Genomic DNA, 22,424 nt, shown 5'->3' with positions numbered 1-22,424 from the left:
GGAGGGACCATGGCTGCCCGCAAAACCCCCGACAAAACCCTCGGCGAGAGCCTGCGAGACATCGGGCTGTCGCGTCGTGGATTCCTGAAGTTCTGCGCCGCGACCGCGTCCATGATGGCCCTCCCACCGAGCATGGCGGCGGCGATCGCCGCCGCGCTCGAACAGGCGAGGCGCCCGTCGGTCATCTGGCTGTCCTTCCAGGAGTGCACCGGCTGCACCGAATCCCTGACACGCAGCCATAGCCCGAGCGTCGAGGAACTCATCTTCGATTTCATCTCGCTCGACTACCACCACACCCTGCAGGCCGCCGCTGGCGAAGCCGCCGAGGCGGCCCGGCTGCAGGCGATGGAGACCAATCGCGGCGAGTATCTGGTGATCGTCGACGGCTCCATCCCCGGCCCGGACGCCAACCCCGGATTCTCGACGGTCGCCGGACACAGCAATTACGACATCCTGATGGAAACGGTCGAGCATGCCGCCGCCGTGATCGCGGTCGGAACCTGTGCCGCCTTCGGAGGGCTGCCACAGGCCAAGCCCAATCCGACCGGTGCCATGTCGGTGATGGATCTGGTGAAGGACAAGCCGGTGATCAACGTCTCCGGCTGCCCGCCCATCCCCATGGTCATCACCGGCGTGCTGGCGCACTACCTGACCTTCGGACGACTGCCGGAGCTGGATGCCTACCGCCGTCCCATGGCCTTCTACGGCCAGTCGATCCACGACCGTTGCTATCGCCGGCCCTTCTACGACAAGGGGTTGTTCGCGGACAGCTTCGACGACGAGGGAGCCAAGCTCGGCTGGTGCCTCTACCGGCTCGGTTGCAAGGGTCCGACCACCTTCAACGCCTGCGCCACCATGCGCTGGAACGCGGGCACCAGTTGGCCGATCGAGTCCGGTCATCCCTGTCTCGGTTGCTCCGAACCCGGCTTCTGGGATGGCGGCGGTTTCTACGAGCCGGTCTCGGTGCCCATCGGGACCAGCACGACGACGCTCCTCGAAGCAGCGGCGGTCGGCGCGGTCGCCGGTGCCGGAATCGCCACCGTCGCTCGCAAGGGCAAGAAGGACGCCGTGAAAACGCGCCAGCCCGTCACGATCGAAGAACTGGAGCAGAAACTATGAACGGCTCGATGGAATTTCTGCTGTGGGTCAAAGGCCCCCTATTCACCATCGCCATGGTGATCTTCGCCATCGGTCTGTTCGCGCGCCTCCTGGAAATCTTCCTGCTCGGACGCGCACCCAACTATGCCGAGGCCCGTGCCGGCGAATGGCTGCCGGGACTGCGAACCATGATCACGCGCACCGTCGCCGATCCCGGCACCTTCAAGCGAGCGCCCTTCAACGTGGTGGTCGGCTGGCTCTGGCACATCGGCTTTCTGATCGCGCTGCTGCTGTTCATCCCGCACATCGAGCTGTTCAAGGGCGTGCTCGGCCTATACTGGCCCGGACTGCCCAACCCGATCGTCGACCTGGCCACGGGCGTGACCCTGATCGCACTGATCGCAACCCTGGTGCATCGGCTGACCCATCCGGTCAAGAAACGCATCAGCACGACCGAGGACTATCTGCTGTGGACGGTGGTCTTCATGGTGGTGTTGACCGGCTACCTGGCCTATCACCGCCTGGTCGAGCCCTACCCGCTCGCACTGGGGATGCACATCCTCTCGGCCGAGCTGCTGCTCGTCCTGCTGCCATTCACCAAGCTGACGCACATCTTCACGGCCTTCATCGCCCGCTGGTACAACGGCGCCGCCTTCGGCCGCAAGGGGGTTCAGTCATGACCGAGCTCACACTCGAACGCGGACTCGCGGCCTTTCGCGCCGAGGTCGACGCGCCGACCGCCGCCTTCTTCTCCAGTTGCGTGCATTGCGGTATCTGCGCCCAGTCCTGTCCCTTCTATCTGGAAACCGGCGATCCCAAATACACGCCCATCCTCAAGCTCGAACCGCTGCGTCTGGTCTGGGAGGCCGAATTCACCCTCTGGGGCAAGATCAAGGGACTGCTGGGTCTGCAGCAGAAGGTCACCGACGCCATGCTGGCAGAATGGGAAGAGCTGCTCTACGACTCCTGCTCCATGTGCGGACGCTGCTCCATGGTCTGCCCGGTCGGCAACGACCTGGCCTATATGATCCGCAAGTCGCGCGAGGGCATGGTCCAGGCCGGCCACGCGCCCGAGGGGTTGATCAACGCCTCGATCCGCGCCATCACCACCGGCAGCCCCATGGGCCTGCAGTGGAAGACCCTGGCGGTGCAGATCAAGCACGTCGAGGCCAGCACCGGACTGGAGATTCCGGTCGACAAGCAAGGCGCCGAATACATGGTGCTCATGTCCTCGATGGAGATCATCAACTTCCCCGAGTACCTGGAAGCCATCACCAAGATCTTCGATCACGCCGGAGTGACCTGGACCCTTTCCACAGAATGCTTCGAGGCCACCAACGCCGGCATCCAGATCGGCAACAAGGACATCGCCGCTCAGCTGGTCGAGCGGGTGGTCGCGGCGGCCGAAACCCTCAAGGTGCCCAAGGTCATCAGCCCCGAGTGCGGCCACGCCTTCACCGCCATCCGCTGGGAAGGTCCGAACCTGATCGGACGCCCCTACCCCTTCCGGGTCTTCCACATCATCGAGGTGCTGGAGGAATTGCGCGCGGCGGGACGCATCCAGACCGAGGGCAAGGAGAGTGATCGACTCTCGATGCACGATCCCTGCAACCTGGCCCGCAAGAGCGGCGTGATCCAGCAGCAGCGCAACCTCATCGACTTGGTGGCCGAGGATTTCGTCGATCTCAAGGAGCACGGCAAGTTCCAATGGTGCTGCGGCGCCGGCGGCGGCGTCAGCTCCAACGAGCGTGCCGAAGAGCTCAAGATGGCGGCCTTCAAGCGCAAGAAGGCGCAGATCGAGGAGGTGTCCCCCGAGCGGATGGTCACCATGTGCGCGACCTGCCGGACCCAGCTCGAAGAAGGACTGGAGACCTTCAACATGGACATTCCGGTCATCGGTCTGACCGAGATGATCGCCGAGCATCTGGTCGAGAAACCGCGCGCCGCCAAGGATGACGCCGAGGCCTGATCCGCTGGCCAGCACCCGACAATTGCGGGGCCGGTCCGCCGGCCCCGCGCAGGAGATCCGCCAACATGAGTGAACGACTCGTCGTCGACCCCATCACCCGCATCGAGGGCCATCTGCGCATCGAGGCGCAGATGGACGGCAGCAGCATCGCCCAGGCCTACAGTTCCGGCACCTCGGTGCGCGGCATCGAGACCATCCTCAAGGGCCGCGATCCGCGTGATGCCTGGGCCTTCGCCCAGCGCATCTGCGGCGTCTGCACCCTGGTGCACGGCATGGCCTCGGTGCGCTCGGTGGAGGACGCGCTCCAGATCGAGCTGCCCGCCAACGCCCAACTCATCCGCAATCTCATGATCGGCGCCCAGTACGTACACGATCATGTGATGCACTTCTATCACCTGCACGCGCTCGATTGGGTCGATGTGGTCAGCGCGCTCGGTGCCGATCCCAAGGCGACCTCGGATCTGGCACAGTCGATCAGCGCCTGGCCCAAGTCCTCGCCCGGCTATTTCGCCGACACCCAGAAGCGCCTCAAGACCTTCGTCGAATCGGGCCAGCTCGGGATCTTCGCCAACGGCTACTGGGGCCATCCGGCCTACAAGCTGCCGCCCGAGGCCAACCTGATGGCGGTGGCCCACTATCTGGAAGCGCTCGCCTGGCAGCGTGACGCAGCCCGGCTGCACGCCATCTTCGGCGGCAAGAACCCGCATCCGAACTTCGTCGTCGGTGGCGTCGCCTGCCCCATCGATCTGAACTCGGACTCGGCCATCAACGCCAAGCGCTTCGCCGAGGTGCTGGACATCATCCAATCGATGCAGACCTTCGTCGATCAGGTCTATGTCCCGGACACCCTCGCCATCGCCGGCTTCTACAAGGACTGGGCCGGGCGCGGCGAGGGACTGGGCAACTTCATGTGCTACGGCGACCTGCCGGACACCGGCACCATGGACCCCGCAACCTTCCTGTTCCCGCGCGGCGTCATCCTGAATCGGGACCTCTCGACCCTCCACGAGATCGACATCCACGACGCGAGCCAGATCCAGGAGTTCGTCGCCCACTCCTGGTACGACTACGACGCCGGCAACGACCAGGGTCTGCACCCCTACGACGGCGAGACCAATCTGGAATACGACGGGCGCGGTGGCGTCAAACCGCCCTACACCCAGCTCGATGTCGACCAGGGCTATTCCTGGATGAAAGCGCCGCGTTGGAAGGGACAGGCGATGGAGGTCGGCCCGCTGGCGCGCGTCCTCATGCTCTATGCCACCGGTCATGCTCAGACCAAGGAATTGGTCGAGATGACCCTCTCGAAGCTCGACCTGCCGGTCGAGGCGCTCTTCTCCACCCTGGGCCGAACCGCCGCGCGAACGCTGGAGACCAAGGTCATGGTCGATGCCATGCACGGTTGGTACGAGGCGCTGATCGCCAACGTCAAGGCCGGCGACACCCGGACCTTCGACGACAGCCTCTGGGCCCCGTCCTCCTGGCCCTCCGAGTGCCGTGGCGCGGGCTACATGGAGGCGCCGCGCGGCGCGCTGGGACACTGGATTGTCATCCGGGACGGCAAGATCGCCAACTACCAGGCCGTCGTGCCCTCGACCTGGAACGCAGGACCCCGCGACGGCTCGGATCAGGCCGGGGCCTACGAGGCCGCGCTGGAGGACAACCATCAGCTTGCGGACGTCAAACAGCCGATCGAGATCCTGCGCACCATCCACTCATTCGACCCCTGCATCGCCTGCGCGGTGCATCTCACGGACCCGGAATCCGGCGAGCAGCTGCGGATCAAGATCAGCTGACGGACGCCCCACGCATCTGACCTCTCTCCGTCTCTGACGGCGCCCCAATGCCAGGGGCGTCGTCCATCGCCCCCTCTCCGCACCGATCGATCGCCAACTCACGCCACGAGCAACCGACGCCCCCGTATCCAAAACCCTGGGCCGATTCGCTTGCCCGCACCGCGCGCCGGTATCAGAATGACGGCTTATGGCGCCACGACTACAGGGAACGCACAGACCGACCGATGCAGCCGCCGACACCCGCCGCAACGCCGAGCGGAGGAAAGATGTGCAACGGATCCCAGTCCAGGATTCGATCTGCGGCTAGATTAGGTGGCGAGGCGATCCCACCGATACACATAGGGAAAAGGCGACAGGTCGTTTGGCCATGGCTTCGAAAGCCGACCCATTCCGACCGCCTACCGACAGTCGTGACCGTTGCTCGACGCACCGCCGCTACGGCGTCTCCCAGACCGATCGGCCCCGACCCGAACCAAGAAGCGCCTCGCCACGGATGCGCTCAAACCCTGGGCTCGGACTGGAAATTCAACAACATGGAGTCCGGCGGATCAGCTTAGCCGTTCACCACACCAATCATTGGAAGCGATGCCCCGATGAAGATACTTCTGGTCGACGATTCAAAATCCGCGCGCTACGCGCTGCGACTCCAGCTCCAGCGCCACAGCATTGAGGTCGAAACGGCGGACTCGGCAGAATCCGCCTTCGAGGTTCTGCGAAAGAGCCTCCCGGACGCCATTTTCATGGACCACATGATGCCCGGGCTCAACGGCTTCGAGGCGCTCGAGGTCATCCGCGAGGATCCACGCACCGCCGCGATTCCCGTCGTCATGTGCACCTCGCACGAGGAACCGGAATTCGTCGCCACAGCTAAGAAGAAAGGCGTCTTCGGCATCCTTCCAAAATCGGCGGCGCCCGATCTGCTGCCCGAAATCCTAGAACGGCTGAACGCCGAACTCGACGGCGTCGCCCCCCCGGCCCCGGTCCAAGAGCGCGGAGCCACCCCGCATGCAGCGCCGGCCGGTCTGTCCGAGGAGGCCGTGCTCAAGCTCATCGAGTCCAGACTGGAAGCCCGGCTATCCCGGGTTTTGCCCGCATTTGTGGAGGAAGTGCGCCGGGATCTGACCGAAGGACTGCGGAACGAGACGAACCGCATCCTCGACGAGCGCCTCGCCACCGATCAGGCCGCCCAGCGAACAGCGCCCCCGAAGCCCACCATGGCCGATCTGCAGGCCATTTCCACGCGCCTGGCGACCGAAACCCTGCCCGACCTGGTCAAGCGCGGCATCGAGGCCGAGCGTGCCTCCCTGCTGGAATCCTTCGAGAAACACATGCGCGATCAGCGTCCTCGCGGGGGTGCCGGTCAAGGACAGGATGCGCCCGAAAGCGCCACCAAGGCGGCTGCGGCGGCACGCCGCGAGACCCAGGAGGCCATCGAATCGGCGCTCGCGACCTCCCAGCAATCCCTCCAAGCGGTCGAGCAATCGCTGCGCAGCGCCATGGGGCGCCTCTACACCCTGGTCGCGCTCGCTGCGCTGGCCGGCATCGGGGCCGCCGCCGGAGTCTATTTCTTGCTTCAAGCCTGAGGGTCGGTATGCCGTTCTTCACATCGACCGAGCATGCCGCCGAGGATGCAGTGGCGTGCACTCACTGCCCCGAACGACGCTGGTTTCTCGAAACGCTGGCGGTCGGCTCGGTTGGCGCGCTGGTCGGCTGGCCCGATCTCGCCGCAGCGAAATCCGCCGATTCATCGCTTGAGAACCAGGTGACTCGCCTGGTCAAAAAGATGCGTCGGCGAGGTCTGATCCTGCCGAGCGAACGCACCTCCTGGTCCGTCTACGACTTCACGACCCGCACCAAGCTCGTTTCCATCAACGAGGCCGTCCCCCGCCAGGCGGCGAGCATGATCAAACCCTTCGTCGCACAGGCCTATTTCTATCAGGTATCCCAGGGTAAAAAAGGCGCCCGTTACACCGATTCGGTGCGTCGTACCATGGAGCGGATGATTCAACACAGCGACAACAGGGCGACCAACAGACTCTTCGATCTGGTCAGCCGCCACGGCGCCGGGCGCGGCCCGCACGAGGTGGAGGCCGTGCTCAAAGCGAACGCGCCGGGCATCTTCAAGCAGGTTCGGGTGGTCGAGAAGATCCCCACCAGCGGTGCAACCTACGCCAATCGCGCGTCCGCCTGGGACTACAGCCGTTTCCTCTACGCGCTGCACCACGGCAAACTGCCCTACAGCAAGGAGATGCATCGATTGATGCGTCTGCCGAACCACGACCGCATCACCACGGGGGTCGCGAGCATGCCCTCTTCGGTACATGCCTGCGACAAGACCGGATCCACGGCCAAGCTCTGCGGCGACATGGGTATCATCGAATCGCGCGACCGATACGGTCGCACTCACGCCTACACCATGATCGGCATCATCGAGCGACAGACCCGGGCTCGCCACTATGGCAGCTGGATCTCCAAGCGCAGCGATGCCATCCGCGAGGTCTCGAACCTGGTCTATCTGTACATGAAGGATCGGCATCGCCTGGTCTGATCCGTCCAGAGGATCTGGGCTGACCATGCCGCATGGCGGCGCCTTCTGGTAGTCTTTGTCGGCTCAGCGAAGACTCGCCTCACACCGATCGGACATGCACCATGAAGATTCAGCCTCTCATCCTGCGCAAGGACCAGGAACGCCGCCTGCTCGCCGGCCATTGCTGGACCTACAGCAATGAGGTCGACACCCAAGCGACCCCCCTCAAGTCACTGGAGCCCGGACAGCCGGTCGAGATCCTGAGCAGCCACCAGCGCTGGATCGGTCATGGTTATGTCAATCCGCATTCGCTCATCAGTGCCCGCATCGTCAGCCGCGACCCGAACCATCCGCTGAGCCCCGCGCTCTGGCTACAGCGCATCCACGATGCGCTCACCCTGCGCGAGCGGCTCTATCCACACCCCTACTACCGGCTCGTCTTCGGCGAGAGCGACGGCCTGCCCGGACTCATCGTCGACCGTTACGGCGATCTGCTCTGCGTCCAGATCACCACCGCCGGCATGGAGCGGGCACGCGGCGAGATCCTGGCGGCACTCGAACAGGTGGTTCGTCCCAAGGCGATCGTGCTGCGCAACGACACCTCGGTGCGCACCCTGGAGGGTCTGGAGCAGAAGGTCGAGGTCGTCCTGGGATCCCCCGAGGACACGGTCACGCTGATCGAGCACGAACAGGAGTTCGTCATCTCGCCCTTGAGCGGACAGAAAACCGGCTGGTTCTTCGATCAGTCCGAGAACCGCGCCCGCCTCGCTCGCTACGGCGTCGGCAAACGGGTTCTGGACGTCTGCAGCTATATCGGCGCCTGGGGCGTGCGTGCGGCGGCGCTGGGAGCCGAGCAGGTCACCTGCGTGGACAGCTCGGAATCGGCGCTCCAACGGGTCGCCGAGAACGCCGAGCGCAACGGTCTGGCCGACCGCGTCGCCCGCATTCAGGGCGACGCCTTCGAGGTTCTGCGCGAGCTGCGCGATCAGGGACAGCGCTTCGATACCGTGCTCCTAGATCCGCCCGCCTTCATCAAGCGCCGCAAGGACGAGAAGGACGGCACGCAGGCGTATCAGCGTCTCAACCGACTCGGCATCGAGATGCTCGAACCGGGCGGACTGCTGGTCACCTCCTCCTGCTCGTTCCACATGGGACGCGACACCTTCCTGCGTACCGTCCAGCAAGCGGGCCGACGCGCCGGACGCAGCCTGCAACTGCTCGAAGCCGGACAGCAAGGCCCGGATCATCCGGTGCATCCGGCGATCCAAGAAACCGCCTATCTCAAGACGCTGTTCCTGCGCGCCCTGCCGGCATTCTGATTCAGCCGCCAGCCGCCAGCCGCCAGCCGCCAGCCGCCAGCCGCCAGCCGCCAGCCGCCAGCGATATCATCTCGCTGGTAGCTGGTAGCTGGTAGCTGGTAGCTGGTAGCTTTTTTCCATGCGCCTACATAGACTTTCTCATGCCTCATAGGAGCCTTCCCGTCCGGTATCGACTCAAGATCCAACCATGAAAGTCACGCCAAACCCCATGCAGCACATCGAGCCAAGTCATCATCGTAAAACCTGGAGATCGCGGATCGCCTCGCTTCCCTCGGGCCTGTTCGGCGCATTCGCGCTGGCTGGACTCATCGGATTGGGCGGATGCGCCATGCAGAAAGACACCCCGCCCCCAATTACGGGGCCTATCGACAAGGTTGTGGTGAAGAAATCGGCGCGTCAGCTTGAACTCGTCATGAACGGCAAGGTGGTACGCCAGTATCGCGTTTCGCTCGGCGGATCGCCCGTGGGACACAAATACCGCGAAGGCGATCAGCGCACCCCGGTCGGCGACTACGTCCTCAACTGGCGTAACGCCAACAGCAACTTCTACAAGGCGATCCACATCTCCTACCCCAACGATCGCGACCGCATGGTCAGCCGCCAGCTCGGATACAACCCGGGCGGCATGATCATGATTCATGGCCTGCCGAACTACGTGCGCTCGGAGGATCTGCGCAAGCAGTACGGGGGTCGTGACTGGACGCACGGCTGCATCGCGGTCCAGAACCACGAGATCGACGAGATCTGGCGTCTGGTCCCGGACGGCACGCCGATCCAGATCCTGCCCTGACCGCGCCCTGCGGTGCCCCCTCGGGCCTTGGGCGACAGAGAGCGCCCAAGGCCCCTGCCCCTCAAGCCGGCGGCTAAATCGCCGGTGACCGTCGAACCAGAAGCCGGCGCACGTCCGCAACCAGAACGACCAGCAGGAAGACGGCCATGGCGAGGCTTCCGGTAACCAGCGAGTGCCAGGCGGTGACCGACTCGACCCAGCCAGCGGCGGCATAGAGCCCCAGCCCCAGTGCGATATAGCCGAGCACGCGCCCGATCTCGTAGGGCACCGGGTAGTACAGCCGTCCGAGCAGATAGGACATGAGCACCATCGAGCTGTAGCAAGCCAGATGCGCCCAGGCCGCGCCCTGATAGCCGTAGATGGGCACCCACCAGAACAGCAGGACGACGGTGATGAGCGACCCGACGATCGACACACCCGCCCCCAACAGGGTGCGGTCGGTCAGCTTGTACCAGATGGACAGGTTGACGTAGACACCGAGACAGAGCTGCGCCAGCAACAGCACGGGCACCACGTCCAGCCCCTCGCGGTAGGCATCGCCGACGAAGTATTTGAAGACGTCCATGTAGAGCACGACCAGCAGGAAGAGGAAGACGCAGCAGATCACGAACCAGTTGAGCACCAACGCGTAGGTCTGGCGGGCATCGCTCTGTTTGGCATAGCTGAAGAAGAAGGGCTCGCCGGCGTAGCGGAAGGCCTGGATGAAGAGCGACATGAGGATCGAGAGCTTGTAGCAGGCGCTGTAGATACCGAGCTGGGCGAGGTTGGTCTCGGTGTCGTAGGGCAGCAGATACTTGAGCGCGGCGCGGTCCAGCATCTCGTTGATGATGCCGGCGAAGCCGATGACCACCATCGGCAGCGAATAGCGGATGAGACGTCCGAAGAGCACGCCATCGAAGACCCGCAGCCCCCCCCTGAACTGAGGGGTGAGCAAGACCAGCTTGATGAGGCTTGCGGCCAGGTTGGCGATGAAGACATAGCCCACCCCGAGTTCCGGATCCCAGAGCCGGCCGAGCAGCGACGCCGGATCGGCCTCGTAGGCGTGTCGGCATGAATAGATGAAAAAGAGCGTCAGGCCCACGTTGGCCCCGATCTCCAGCAGCTTGATGATGGCAAAACGACGCGCCTGGTTTTCGGCCCTCAACCGCGCGAAGGCGACCGCACCGACCGAATCCAGGGCCAGGATCGCCGCGCACCACCAGATGTATTCCGGGTGCTCCGGATAGCGCAGCAGATCGGCGATCGGCTGACTCAGCATCAGCAGCGTGACGAAAAATACCCCATTGGACAGCACCAGGAATCGCAGCACGGTCCCGTAGACAGCCTCCGGCGACCAATCCCCCGTCGAGCGGAAGCGGAAATAGCCCGTCTCCAGCCCGAAGGCCAGAACGACGGCAAAGAACCCCATGTAGGCGTAGAACTCGGCGACCACGCCGTACTCGACCGGCGCGAAACTGTACGTGAGGAAGGGAACCAGCAGATAGTTGAGGAAGCGCCCGAAGACGCTGCTGACGCCATAGATGGCCGTCTGAGAGGCGAGACGTTTGATCGGGTTCAAGGTGAGAATCCAGGCAGGTCGCGGATGGCAATGTCGGGCGGCATTCTATACCCGTCAGCGCCACACCCCGTCAACGGCGTTCCTCCGCAGGCGCGACCGGCTTGAGCGAGCGGCCAGGTCGCCGCAGCGACATCTGACTGGGAGGCGATTGCGGGCTCAGCTGCGGCACAGGCGGTGGCGGTCTGCGATGATGTGGATGGCGCCCGGACCACCCCCATGGAAGGACATAGACCGGGTCGCGTGCCCGCTGGGCCTCCGCGTCGAGCTGCCTGGCCCGCGCCTCGGCGGCAGCGATCTCGGCAAGGCGCTGACGCTCTTCCAACTCGGCCAAATAGGCCCGGCGTCTCGCCGTTTCACGCGCCTGACGCTCCGCCCGCATCCGCCGGCTCTGGTTCATCACCGAATAGCGATCGTCGCCGGGCGCGACGAAGGTCCCGGTCTCCGGCATCGGCAGCGTCTGGACCGAACGCGCCTCCCTGTCGGGAACGCGATCGCTGAAATGCACCTGCCCCTGATCGTCCGTCCAGCGATACAAGGCTTCGCCAGCGCCCACGCCCGCAGACGCCAGAAGCATAAGCGCCAAACCGATGGTCCAAAACGCCGACATACTCGACCTCCACTCCTGTTCCGATCCGCCAAGTCGCCTGAGCCTGTCGACCAGGAGGACATCGATAAGACGTCCAGCCGCCCCCTCAGCCAGACCGACGACCCGATGGCGGCTTGAAGTAGTAGCTCAGTTTGTCGGAAAGATTGAGATATTCGATTTGATCCTCGGTCAGGTCGGATCGGTGCAGACTCTTACTGATGTCGACCTCCTCCTCCGCCAGATCCAAGATCAGCGCCTCATCCTGAGGGATCTCGGGCGAGTAGAGCAGCACGTTGGGCTTGAGCAGATCGGCCGGATTGATGGTGACCACCAGAGCGACGCGGTCGTCGGCGAGCTTGACCACCGTCCCGGGTGGATAAACGCCCAGATTGGTGATGAAGGTGGTCAGCACCTTGGCGTCGTACCATTTGCGCTCTTGCGAATACATGCGCGAAACCGCCTGGTGGGGCGAAAGCCCGCGCTCGGCACCGAATCCGTTGCAGAGATTGTCGTATCGATTCACGACCGCGATGATACGTGTCAGCATCCCGATATCGCCCCCGGACAGACCCTCGGGAAAGCCGCTGCCATCCAGATGTTCATGGTGTCTGGAGATGACCTCGATCACCGCCTTGGGCAGACCCGAGATCGCGCGTGCAATCTCGGCGCCATAACGCGGATGCTGCTCATAGAACTGGCGCTCGGCCTTGTTAAAGGCCTCCTTCTTGAGCAGGATCTTCGGCGGAATCTTCTGATGGCCCAGATCGTGAAAGAGCGCCCCCATGCCGAGCAGGCGCAACTGGGACTTTTCCAGGGTGAGCTGCTGGCCGATCACCAGGGCCAGCGCAGCCACGTTGACCGCGTGGAAATAGCTGTTCTCGTCCTGGTGCTTGAGATTGACCAGTTGCACCGTGGCCTCGGAATCGGCGGTAAGATCGTCGACCATCTGGACCACGAGTTCCTGGGCCTCCTCGACCGCCTGCATCGGCGAGGATCGGAGATGATTCATCAGGGTCTTGGCCGAGCTGACCGACTGACTATAACGCTTCGAGCACTGGTTGAGACGGGATCGGCGCTGTTTGAGAACATCGATGCGCCGCCGCTTCTCCTCCCACAACGCCTGCGAGAGATGCTCCTTCACCTCATCGGTCAGGGGCTCCTCCTCCACCACGGGCGCCTCCCCGCCCTCGGGCGGTGGGTCGCTGCGGTTGGGGTCGATGCGGATCGAGGCGATACCGAGCTGACGCAGGGCGTCGAGCTGTTTCTGGGTGCGGATCTTGAAGCTGCCGGTCAAGAACGGGTGGTTCATCCACGGCAAATCGAGATGCACGAAGAGACCGATCCTCAGCTGACTCGTTTCGACAGTTGTATTGCTCACATCATGGACCACACCAAACGCGACCTTCCGGACCCTGAGCGGCACCGCCGATCCTCGGCAGAGAACCGCAAGCATAGGGTATAGAATCGAAATCCAGCAAATGGAGCCGTTCTCCGAGCCACCTGAAAAGGCGCCCAGCACAGACGTGCCCGGGATTGGTGCGCTTGATTCTCAACCGAACGGCTTGTAGCTTGCATCATTAGGAATTTTCTAGCCTTATCGACGCACCCGAGACCGAAAGAAGTGACCGATTATAAGAACACCCTGAATCTACCCAATACCAGCTTCGCGATGAAGGCCAATCTGGCCCAGCGCGAGCCCGAAATGCTCAAGCACTGGGAATCCCTGGACCTCTACGGACGTATCCGCGAGGCCCGCGCCGGCGCGCCCACCTTCATCCTGCACGACGGCCCTCCCTACGCCAACGGCAATATCCATATCGGTCACGCGGTCAACAAGGTGCTCAAGGACATCATCGTCAAGGCGCGCACCCTCGACGGGATGAACGCGCCCTATGTCCCCGGCTGGGATTGTCACGGTCTGCCGATCGAGCTGCAGGTCGAGAAGAAAAAGGGGAAGCCCGGCCAGAAAATCTCGGCAGCCGAATTCCGGGTCGCCTGCCGCGAGTATGCGGCCAAACAGGTCGACGGCCAACGCGCGGACTTCAAGCGACTCGGCGTCTTCGCCGACTGGGAGCGCCCCTACCTGACCATGGACTTCGGCTTCGAGGCCGACATCGTCCGTTCGCTGGGGCGTATCATCGCCAACGGCCATCTCCAGAAGGGCGAGAAGCCGGTGCACTGGTGCATCGACTGCGGGTCGGCGCTGGCCGAAGCCGAGGTCGAATACGCCGACAAGCAGTCGCTCGCCATCGACGTGCGCTTCCCCGTGATCGACCCCACCCTGCTCGCCGAACGCTGTCACGGAACCCCGAACGGCTGCGGCGAAGGTCCGGTCTCGGTCGTCATCTGGACCACCACACCTTGGACCCTGCCCGCCAACCAGGCGGTCGCGCTCAACGCCGAACTGGACTACGTCATCGTCGAGGCCGACTCCGAGACGGGCAAGGAGCGGCTCATCGTCGCCGAGGGCCTGCTCAAGGACACCATGGATCGGTGGGGCATCGAGCACTATCGGGTGGTCGGCTACGGTCGCGGCATCGATTTCGAGGGAATCAAACTCAGACATCCCTTCTACGACCGCGAGGTACCGGTCATCGTCGGCGAGCACGTCACGCTCGATGCCGGCACCGGTGCCGTGCACACCGCGCCCGGGCACGGCCTGGAGGACTACATCGTCGGTCAGCGCTACGGCCTGCCGGTCGACAACCCGGTCGGCGGCAACGGCCGCTTCCTTCCCGGAACGCCGCTCTTCGAGGGCGAGAACGTCTTCCAAGCCAACGAGCACGTGGTCGAGATCCTCAAGTCCAAGGGCGCGCTGATGCTGGAGACCCGCTTCACCCACAGCTATCCGCACTGCTGGCGCCATAAGACCCCCATCATCTTCCGCGCCACGCCCCAGTGGTTCATCAGTATGGACAAGCAGGGGCTGCGGGAGGGTGCACTACGCGAGATCGAAAAGGTCGACTGGATGCCCGAGTGGGGCCGCAATCGCATCGAATCCATGGTGCAGGGACGTCCCGACTGGTGCATCTCGCGCCAGCGCACCTGGGGGGTGCCCATCACCCTGTTCGTCCACAAGGAAACCGCCGAGCTCCATCCCCGCACCCAAGAGCTGATCGAAGAGGTCGCCAAGCGGATCGAGACGCACGGCATCGAGGCCTGGTTCTCGCTGGAACCGGCGGATCTGCTCGGCGACGAGGGCGCGCATTACGACAAGGTACACGACACGCTCGACGTCTGGTTCGACTCGGGCGTCACCCATGCCTGCGTGCTGGAGCATCGAGAGGATCTGAGCGCGCCGGCCGATCTCTATCTGGAAGGATCCGACCAGCATCGCGGCTGGTTCCAGTCCTCGCTCATGACCTCGGTCGCCATGCACGGCCATGCGCCCTATCGCCAGGCGCTGACCCACGGTTTCACCGTGGACGCGAAGGGCGAAAAGATGTCCAAGTCCAAGGGCAACACCGTCAGCCCGCAGGACGTGATGAAGACGCTCGGCGCCGACATCATCCGACTCTGGGTCGCCGCCACCGACTATCGTGGCGAGATCAGCGTCAGCGACGAGATCCTCAAGCGCACCGCCGACGCCTACCGCCGCATCCGCAACACCGCGCGCTTCCTGCTCGCCAACCTCAACGGCTTCGATCCGGCCAGCAATCTGGTGCCGCCCGCCGAGATGGTCGCGCTCGACCGCTGGGCGGTCGACCGCGCCTGGCGCCTGCAACAGGAGGTGATCGCCGCCTACCAGGACTATCAGTTCCATCTCATCTATCAGAAGGTGCAGCAGTTCTGCGTGGTCGACATGGGCGGCTTCTATCTCGATGTCATCAAGGACCGCCAGTACACCACCCCAGCGGACAGCCTGGCGCGACGTTCCTGTCAGACCGCCATGTACCACATCATCGAGGCCATGAGCCGCTGGCTGGCGCCCATCCTCAGCTTCACCTCAGACGAGATCTGGCAGGCCATTCCGGGTGAGCGCGCCGAGACCGTCTTCACCGAGACCTGGTACGACGGGCTCTTCACCTTGGACGAAGGCACCCCGATGGACCGCAATTTCTGGGACGCCATCATCGCCGCACGCGTCGCCATCGGCCCAGCTCTGGAAGGCGCCCGCAAGGCCGGACAGATCGGCTCCTCGCTGGATGCCGAGCTGGATATCTACGCCTCGGACGACCGCTTAAGACAACTGGAGGGGCTCGACGACGAGCTGCGCTTTGCCCTGATCGCCTCTGAGGTGAGAGTCCATCCGATTGCCGAACGCCCAGAAACGGCGTCCGACACGGATCTCGACGGACTCGCCGTCCTGGTCACGCCCTCGGCCCACGTCAAATGCGTGCGCTGCTGGCACCACCGCGCCAACGTCGGCACCAACCCCGAGCATCCCGAGCTCTGCGGACGCTGCGCCGAGAACGTCGCCGGAGACGGCGAGGTCAGACGTTTCGCTTAGACTCTGCCGCTCCCAACGGGAGCATGACCGCTAGACCTCAGAACGCCCGGCACATCCCGTGCCGGGCGTCGATTCGGATTCACGCACACGGCGGGTCTGCAACCGGATGGAGCGATAGCGAATCCGGGGCGGCGCCAACCGGCCAGCGAGAAGGTCACACCGCCCCACCAATGTCCAAGCCGCCGGGATCTCTCGGCAAACTTGGCACTTTAGGTATACTGCCGAGCAACCGGGCAAACGCTGTCTGCCCTCATTCCCCCGTCTTCCAGTCGCGCATCCTCGACGCCTGATCGAGGGTTCAAAAGAGGAACCCGACTCTTGAAACACTGGCTTTGGCTTTCGCTCTTCGTACTGGCCCTCGATCAGGCGACCAAGTGGTCGATACTGGCCCTGATGAAGCCGTTCGAACCGGTCGAGGTGCTACCGCACATCAATCTCACCCTGATGTTCAACGAGGGTGCGGCGTTCAGTTTTCTCTCGACAGCCGGCGGCTGGCAGCGCTGGCTGTTCTCGGGGCTGGCGCTGGTGGTGAGCCTGGTTCTGGTGGGCTGGCTGCTGCGGCTCAAGCCGCATGAGAAGGTCCAGGCGGCGGGGCTGGCACTCTTGATCGGCGGTGCGCTCGGCAATCTGATCGACCGCGTTCTGCTCGGACATGTCATCGACTTCATCCAGGTCTACATCCCGGTCATCCCGCTCGCCATCTTCAATCCCTGGCCGGCCTTCAATGTCGCCGACAGCGCCATCACGCTCGGGGTCGCCGCGCTCTTCTGGATCTTCCTGGTCGAAGATCTGCGCCAGGGCCGCGCGTCCCGCGACGCGACACCATAGTTCGCCTCGACCGGCCCGAACCACGACTGGAAAAGACTCGACCAAACCACAAGGCGGTCTAGGATTTGGGTATGATGCGCCTCCAACAAAGGCCGGCGCCGTCGAGATCAGAAAGGACTCGGCCCGATCGCCGCCTCGCCTTTTCTTTTCATCACCTTTTCCGAAGCACTTTCCACACAACCGCACCCTGACGCCCCAGAGGTCATCGACGCGACCGATCGCGCGGGCCGGGCGCCGGCTCGGCGGCAGAGGCATGTATGAAGATCGCCATCCTTTCGCGCAATCCGTCGCTCTATTCGACCCGTCGTCTGGTCGAGGCAGCACAGGCCCGCGGACACGAGACCAAGGTCCTCGACGTCCTGCGCTGTTACATGAATATCACCTCGCACGCGCCCTCGATCCACTACAAGGGCGAGGATCTCAAGGACTTCGATGCCGTCATCCCGCGAATCGGCGCCTCCGTAACCTTCTACGGCACAGCCGTGCTGAGACAGTTCGAGATGATGGGGGTCTATCCGCTCAACGAATCGGTCGCCATTACCCGCGCGCGGGATAAGCTGCGCTCGCTGCAACTGCTGGCACGCAAGGGCATCGGTCTGCCCATCACCGGTTTCGCGCATGCCCCGGATGACGTCCAGGACCTGATCAAAATGGTCGGCGGCGCCCCCCTGGTCATCAAGCTGCTGGAAGGCACTCAGGGCATCGGCGTGGTCTTGGCGGAGACGCAACAGGCGGCCGAAAGCGTGATCGAGGCATTCATGGGCCTCAAGGTCAACATCCTGGTCCAGGAATACATCCGCGAGGCCCAGGGCGCGGACATCCGCTGCCTGGTGATCGGTGACAAGGTAGTGGCCGCCATGAAGCGCCAGGCCAAGGAAGGGGAATTCCGCTCCAACCTGCATCGGGGCGGAAGCGCCTCGCTGATTCGCATCACACCGGAAGAGCGCTCCACCGCGACCCGCGCGGCCAAAATCATGGGACTCAACGTGGCGGGTGTCGACATCCTGCGTTCAAACCACGGACCGGTCGTCATGGAAGTCAACTCATCACCAGGCCTGGAGGGTATCGAGTCGACGACCAGCAAGGATGTTGCTGGCCTCATGATCGACCTGATCGAAAAAAACGCGGCACTCGGCAAGACGCGCACCAGAGGTCAGGGATGATAGGCGCAACGATTACCTGACCGGAGCCCCCGCAGCACACGGCGATAGATCCGTCTCCACCACTCCCTGGATCCTCTCGATGCCTGGCGTCGGGTCGAAATTTCATGACACCATAGCGACCGACCCGGCGCATTGGAGCAGCGCGCTACACTCGTCGCCGCTCGGCACAGGCGGCAATAAGAGCAGCACTCTTGATATAATTATCAATCCGTTCCGCCCTTCAGACGAACTTGGGCTGGCGCGGTGCGCAGCAGCACGAACGGCAGTTGGTATCTAACCGGACCCGATCGCAACGACCATGTCAGACCTCGACGTCCATGTCCCTCTGATCCGCCCACTCCCCTGGAGCACACCATGGCCAACGGCTTCGTACTGGTTCTACTGAGGGAGCTTCGCGAGAACCTCAACAAACTGCGCCTGGGGCTCGACGAACGTCTGGAGTCGGGTAACGCGCATCTGGAACAGATCACCACCAGCCTGGGCCGTGTCGAAAGCGATCTGAACGAGCAACGCAAATTCAACCGTCAGATCGCCCTCAATCAGGCCAAGCACGAGGAGCTGCACGCCAGCAGCATGGAACAGATCCAGAGCGAGCTGCGTGAGCTGCGTGAGCAGATACACCAGCTCAAACAGGGGCGATGAAGACGCGATCCGGCGGTTTCGGTTTCACTTGGACGCCAGCGTGAGTTGATTCTTCTCGTCGTCGATGGTCATGCGAAAGCGCCCGAGCACGCTCATACCGAGCAGCGAATTGCCGCCAAGACGCTGGTCGTCGATGAAGGCGACCTCGACATCCGAGATACGTGTCTCGCCCAACCAGATGGCCGAAAGCTTGCCGACGTACGCCTCGACCGAACCGTTCGCGGTCTGGACCGACTGGCTCCGCGTGGAACTCGGGCTCATACCGAGCGTCGACATCAGCGAGACCGGCAGCACCACCTGGTCCGCTCCGGTGTCGATCAGCAACGACTCCTCGGCCTTCTGGCCGCCAACCCCTTCGAGCGTCAGAGTCACTGCATGGGATGACCCCTTGCGCGTGGTTCCAAGCACGATCTCGTCGCCCTTGGACGCACCGCCGTCATCCGTCTCCGAGGCCCCATCCACGCTGGTGACCATAGGGGGCGGAACGTAGGCCGACTTTTCGCCCAAGATGATCACCCGCTCGACACCGCCGCCCGGCGCCTGGACAATGATGTGATCGAACGCCTCCAGAAGCGTATCGAGCCGCGCCCGCAGTTCGTCCCCAGCGATATGACCGAGTGCGCCCTGAGTCTGCTCGATTCCGCGCACCTTGAACCCGTGCTCGGACATCAAATGCTCGAGTTCGACCGCCACCTCGACCTGTCCCGAGCGGGACGGAGCACCCTGCGCATAGACCATCCCCCCGAACAGCAGGAGGGACGTCACCCAATACCAGTGGACCATGGATTTCATCGTGTCCAGACTCCGAAAACGGATATGAAAGCGGATTTCGAGGAAACGTGGCCATGGGTCGAAAGCCCCGCACAACCACCTTCGCGCCACCGCATACGATAGGACGAAAAAGGGCAAGAACAGTCGAAATGCCTTTACGCATTATGGACAATTGGCACATTCGGCACCGAATTCCGGCGCGACCGCCACCATCCTGCGACAGGTACCCCGTAAAGGATAAGCCCCACCAACACAGGAACACACCGGCTCCACGCCTTCCGCATACCGTCCAAGCCTGTCCGGTTTCATGTGCGCGGGCGGCATCGTAAGCATGCTGCCCCTCATCATTTCCCGACTGATGCCAAACTTGGACTTCAGCACGAACTGACTCGACCCCATGCCGACATCCATCATCCCACTGCTACGCAAACAACCGACCTGCCCCACCCATGGCTGCGAGCTGGTCCTGTCCAACCATGGCACCAAGCCGAATCCCTATCATTATCTGATCGAGGTGGTGAACACCCCGCTGCTCTATTGCCCGCAGTGTCTGGAGACTGGCCAGCACACCTCGGTCGAGGTCGAACCCGCAGCCTCCATGGCCTTTCTGAAGCAGCTGGTCCGGCTGCTGGACAAGAGCACATTCCCGGGGCTGCTTTCCAAGCCCAAGATCCGGGTCGACTTCAACCCGACCAAGACCATCATCGACCTGGTCCCCGGAGGCGGTTTCAAGCGCCCCTTCGAGGACGCGATCCAGGAAGATGTCGCCGCGCCGCCCGCCGCACCCGCCGCCCCGGAGCAAGACCCGCAACGTCTGACAGGAATCGACCCGGTAGCACCGCGCCACAGGCTCGACCAGCTGATCCTCGACCCGGAAACCCTGCAGCAAATCCGCGAGGCCACCAACGTGCTGCTCTCGCGCGATCTGCTCTACGAGACCTGGAACCTCGCCTCGGTCGCCCGAACCGGGCGCCGGGTCGCACTCAACTTCTACGGACCGCCCGGCACGGGCAAGACCCTGGCTGCCGACGCCGTCGCCGACCTGCTGGACAAGCGGATCCTCAAGATCAGCTATGCCGAATTGGAGTCCAAATACGTCGGCGAGACCCCCAAGAACATCAAGGCGGCCTTCGCCAAGGCGCGCGAGACGGATGCCCTGCTCTTTTTCGACGAGGCCGACTCCATACTCGGAAAGCGTCTCGTCGACGTCTCCCAGTCGGCCGACAACAGCATCAACGTCGCCCGCAGCACCACCTTGATCGAACTCGACAACTTCGAGGGCGCGGTCATCTTTGCCTCCAATCTGGTGAGCAACTACGACACCGCATTCCTGCGCCGGATGCTCGCCCATGTCGAATTCAAGCTCCCCGCGACCGAGCAGCGCGCACGCATCTGGCGCAGCCACATCCCGGCCGAACTCCCGCTCGCCAAGGACGTGGACTTCGAGACTCTCGCTCGCTACTCGAAGGGCGCAGCGGGCGGCGACATCCTGAACGCCGTCCTGCTCGCCGCATCCTATGCCTCGATGCGTCCCTGCGAATCCAGAATCGTGACACTCGCTGATTTCGAGCGCGCCATCGGATTCATCCTCGAAGGCAAGCGCAAGATCCTCGAAGGCCCGTTCGTCGCCGATGTCGGCTCCGACCCCTGCGATTAAGTGTTATCCCGGATTCATCCAACCGACAAGCGGATTAGCATAACCAGCAAGATTACGGTTGCGACTCCACGTCGAATCGGGCAACCTTTTCTGAAAGGCGCTTGAGAAATAAAGACATACGAAAATGAAAAACGTAATCGGGCACATTCACCGAACGCGATCGACCTGCTGACGGAGGAACGATCCGAAGCGCGGTCCGAAGGCCAATTCGGCTCGCTCCTTCTCGACCAAACCGGATGAAAAGGAGTCTCTGAAACATGGAAACACACCACAATCGCTGCCGAATCGTGAGCTTGGACGATCACCGGTTACGGCGGTTGGAAGAAGCGATCAGCGTCACCCGAACCAAACTCGACGTCGTCGGGATTCGGATCGAATGGCTCGGGCGCAAACTCCTGAGTACCGAACTTGAGCGTGCCGATCTTCGCCGCACCCTCGCCGAACGGATGTGGGAATTCAATCTACTCCGCCACCGATTGAAACACGAACGACAAGCAAGCGACGATCAGATCGAACAGGATCTCGCGCCGATCAAGCACGAGCCTTCCGAGGCGGGGCTCAGCTGAGTTCGAACAGACGAATCAGCCCCCTGCCGCCCGCGCGCCTCAGGGCGGGGCATATCGGCCAAGTGGCTCGGCGCAAGCCACGTCAAAACGCCAGGGTGAAGCCGCCGGATCAGAGAGAAGGCCGCATCCCCGCCCCGCCCGAGACACAGCATGGGAATCCCAATCTGACCGGCGGCGATGGCCGCCCCAACAAGCGCGGCGAATTCGCGGCAGCCGCAGCGGGCGAGACGCCGATAAGGGTCGCTGTCGCCCATATGGGAACGCGCCCTCATGCCCCCCGCTTCCCACTCGCACGCCACCCCGACGAACAACCCACAGCCCGCCAATTTGGCACGCTCCACGGCATGGCGACCTCGACTCAATGCGACATCGAGGACATGCTTGCTCAGCGGACCCGGTTCGATCGATGCCCGGCCGCCCGAGACATCGCCGAAGGATCCGGCTCCGAATCCCTCCGCCGCCCCCAGATCGCACACCTCGGTCTCGGGGCACTCGATCGCTTGACGCATGGATCCCGCGAAGACACGCAGCCTCGGACTCCAGACCCTATCGATACGATCCTGGACGACCCTCGGATCCTGTCCATCGGCGAACACCACAAACCGCAGTGGAGCCGGCGAATCGCCAAACGGCCCGACGCACCTCGGCGCAGCCGGAACGCTCAACCAGTCGGGCCTCCGCACATCGGATTCCCGCACAGCGCT

The 22,424-nt window shown here is 63.4% G+C and carries 19 protein-coding genes; 14 read left to right on the top strand and 5 right to left on the bottom strand.

Annotated features, from left to right (window positions below; all coding sequences use genetic code 11):
• The first annotated feature begins 9 nt into the window (after positions 1-9).
• The 8 genes from ACFSJC_RS03740 to ACFSJC_RS03705 all read left to right on the top strand — a co-directional run bounded on the left by ACFSJC_RS03740 (position 10) and on the right by ACFSJC_RS03705 (position 9,499).
• Complete coding sequence (locus tag ACFSJC_RS03740) at positions 10-1,119, top strand: hydrogenase small subunit (protein WP_386023420.1); 1,110 nt, start codon at positions 10-12, stop codon at positions 1,117-1,119.
• Positions 1,116-1,778 carry a hypothetical protein gene (locus ACFSJC_RS03735; RefSeq protein WP_386023417.1) on the top strand — a complete coding sequence of 221 codons (663 nt, stop codon included), beginning with the start codon at positions 1,116-1,118 and terminating at the stop codon, positions 1,776-1,778. Before ACFSJC_RS03740 ends, ACFSJC_RS03735 begins: the two co-directional genes overlap by 4 nt.
• Positions 1,775-3,067, top strand: coding sequence for a (Fe-S)-binding protein (locus ACFSJC_RS03730; RefSeq protein WP_386023414.1), 1,293 nt, complete (start codon positions 1,775-1,777; stop codon positions 3,065-3,067). Before ACFSJC_RS03735 ends, ACFSJC_RS03730 begins: the two co-directional genes overlap by 4 nt.
• A gap of 65 nt (positions 3,068-3,132) precedes the next feature.
• Positions 3,133-4,863: a nickel-dependent hydrogenase large subunit gene (locus tag ACFSJC_RS03725; RefSeq protein WP_386023411.1), complete on the top strand. Its 1,731-nt coding sequence runs from the start codon at positions 3,133-3,135 to the stop codon at positions 4,861-4,863.
• 593 nt (positions 4,864-5,456) lie between these two features.
• Positions 5,457-6,446 carry a response regulator gene (locus ACFSJC_RS03720; RefSeq protein WP_386023408.1) on the top strand — a complete coding sequence of 330 codons (990 nt, stop codon included), beginning with the start codon at positions 5,457-5,459 and terminating at the stop codon, positions 6,444-6,446.
• A gap of 8 nt (positions 6,447-6,454) precedes the next feature.
• Positions 6,455-7,411 carry a serine hydrolase gene (locus ACFSJC_RS03715; RefSeq protein WP_386023405.1) on the top strand — a complete coding sequence of 319 codons (957 nt, stop codon included), beginning with the start codon at positions 6,455-6,457 and terminating at the stop codon, positions 7,409-7,411.
• 101 nt (positions 7,412-7,512) lie between these two features.
• Entirely contained in the window at positions 7,513-8,709 is a 1,197-nt protein-coding gene (locus tag ACFSJC_RS03710) for a class I SAM-dependent rRNA methyltransferase (RefSeq protein WP_386023402.1), read from the top strand.
• Positions 8,710-8,896: 187 nt separating this feature from the next.
• A complete protein-coding gene (locus tag ACFSJC_RS03705) occupies positions 8,897-9,499 on the top strand; it encodes a L,D-transpeptidase family protein (protein ID WP_386023399.1) in 603 nt (200 codons plus the stop codon).
• 73 nt (positions 9,500-9,572) lie between these two features.
• Here ACFSJC_RS03705 and ACFSJC_RS03700 read toward each other — a convergent pair whose 3' ends face one another.
• From ACFSJC_RS03700 to ACFSJC_RS03690, 3 genes are all read right to left on the bottom strand, one after another.
• Positions 9,573-11,057, bottom strand: a complete 1,485-nt coding sequence (locus ACFSJC_RS03700; RefSeq protein WP_386023396.1) for an oligosaccharide flippase family protein — start codon at positions 11,055-11,057, stop codon at positions 9,573-9,575.
• Positions 11,058-11,127: 70 nt separating this feature from the next.
• Complete coding sequence (locus tag ACFSJC_RS03695; protein ID WP_386023393.1) at positions 11,128-11,664, bottom strand: DUF4124 domain-containing protein; 537 nt, start codon at positions 11,662-11,664, stop codon at positions 11,128-11,130.
• Positions 11,665-11,749: 85 nt separating this feature from the next.
• Entirely contained in the window at positions 11,750-12,952 is a 1,203-nt protein-coding gene (locus tag ACFSJC_RS03690; RefSeq protein ID WP_386023390.1) for an HD-GYP domain-containing protein, read from the bottom strand.
• A gap of 312 nt (positions 12,953-13,264) precedes the next feature.
• On the opposite strand from ACFSJC_RS03690, the gene ileS reads away from it, so the two are divergent.
• From ileS to ACFSJC_RS03670, 4 genes are all read left to right on the top strand, one after another.
• Entirely contained in the window at positions 13,265-16,093 is a 2,829-nt protein-coding gene (gene ileS, locus ACFSJC_RS03685; protein ID WP_386023387.1) for an isoleucine--tRNA ligase, read from the top strand.
• Positions 16,094-16,411: 318 nt separating this feature from the next.
• Positions 16,412-16,921, top strand: a complete 510-nt coding sequence (gene lspA / locus ACFSJC_RS03680) for a signal peptidase II (protein WP_386023384.1) — start codon at positions 16,412-16,414, stop codon at positions 16,919-16,921.
• A 257-nt stretch (positions 16,922-17,178) separates the two neighbouring features.
• Entirely contained in the window at positions 17,179-18,084 is a 906-nt protein-coding gene (gene rimK / locus ACFSJC_RS03675; protein WP_386023381.1) for a 30S ribosomal protein S6--L-glutamate ligase, read from the top strand.
• A gap of 354 nt (positions 18,085-18,438) precedes the next feature.
• Entirely contained in the window at positions 18,439-18,726 is a 288-nt protein-coding gene (locus ACFSJC_RS03670) for a hypothetical protein (protein ID WP_386023378.1), read from the top strand.
• A gap of 24 nt (positions 18,727-18,750) precedes the next feature.
• Here the strand turns inward: ACFSJC_RS03670 and ACFSJC_RS03665 are convergent, their stop codons facing one another.
• Positions 18,751-19,518: a retropepsin-like aspartic protease family protein gene (locus ACFSJC_RS03665; protein WP_386023375.1), complete on the bottom strand. Its 768-nt coding sequence runs from the start codon at positions 19,516-19,518 to the stop codon at positions 18,751-18,753.
• A 376-nt stretch (positions 19,519-19,894) separates the two neighbouring features.
• Between ACFSJC_RS03665 and ACFSJC_RS03660 the strand changes: the two genes are divergently transcribed.
• Both ACFSJC_RS03660 and ACFSJC_RS03655 read left to right on the top strand, forming a co-directional pair.
• Positions 19,895-21,154: an ATP-binding protein gene (locus ACFSJC_RS03660; RefSeq protein ID WP_386023372.1), complete on the top strand. Its 1,260-nt coding sequence runs from the start codon at positions 19,895-19,897 to the stop codon at positions 21,152-21,154.
• 257 nt (positions 21,155-21,411) lie between these two features.
• Positions 21,412-21,720 carry a hypothetical protein gene (locus ACFSJC_RS03655; protein WP_386023369.1) on the top strand — a complete coding sequence of 103 codons (309 nt, stop codon included), beginning with the start codon at positions 21,412-21,414 and terminating at the stop codon, positions 21,718-21,720.
• Here ACFSJC_RS03655 and ACFSJC_RS03650 read toward each other — a convergent pair.
• Entirely contained in the window at positions 21,660-21,974 is a 315-nt protein-coding gene (locus ACFSJC_RS03650; RefSeq protein WP_386023821.1) for a nicotinate-nucleotide--dimethylbenzimidazole phosphoribosyltransferase, read from the bottom strand. The two genes, ACFSJC_RS03655 and ACFSJC_RS03650, sit on opposite strands and share 61 nt — an antisense overlap.
• Between the last annotated feature and the right edge of the window lie 450 nt (positions 21,975-22,424).

The organism is Thiorhodococcus fuscus (genome assembly GCF_042682685.1).
In the GTDB taxonomy this organism is placed as follows: domain Bacteria; phylum Pseudomonadota; class Gammaproteobacteria; order Chromatiales; family Chromatiaceae; genus Imhoffiella; species Imhoffiella fuscus.
Note: the sequence above shows the minus strand (reverse complement) of the source record. Positions and strands in the feature narration are given on the sequence as shown.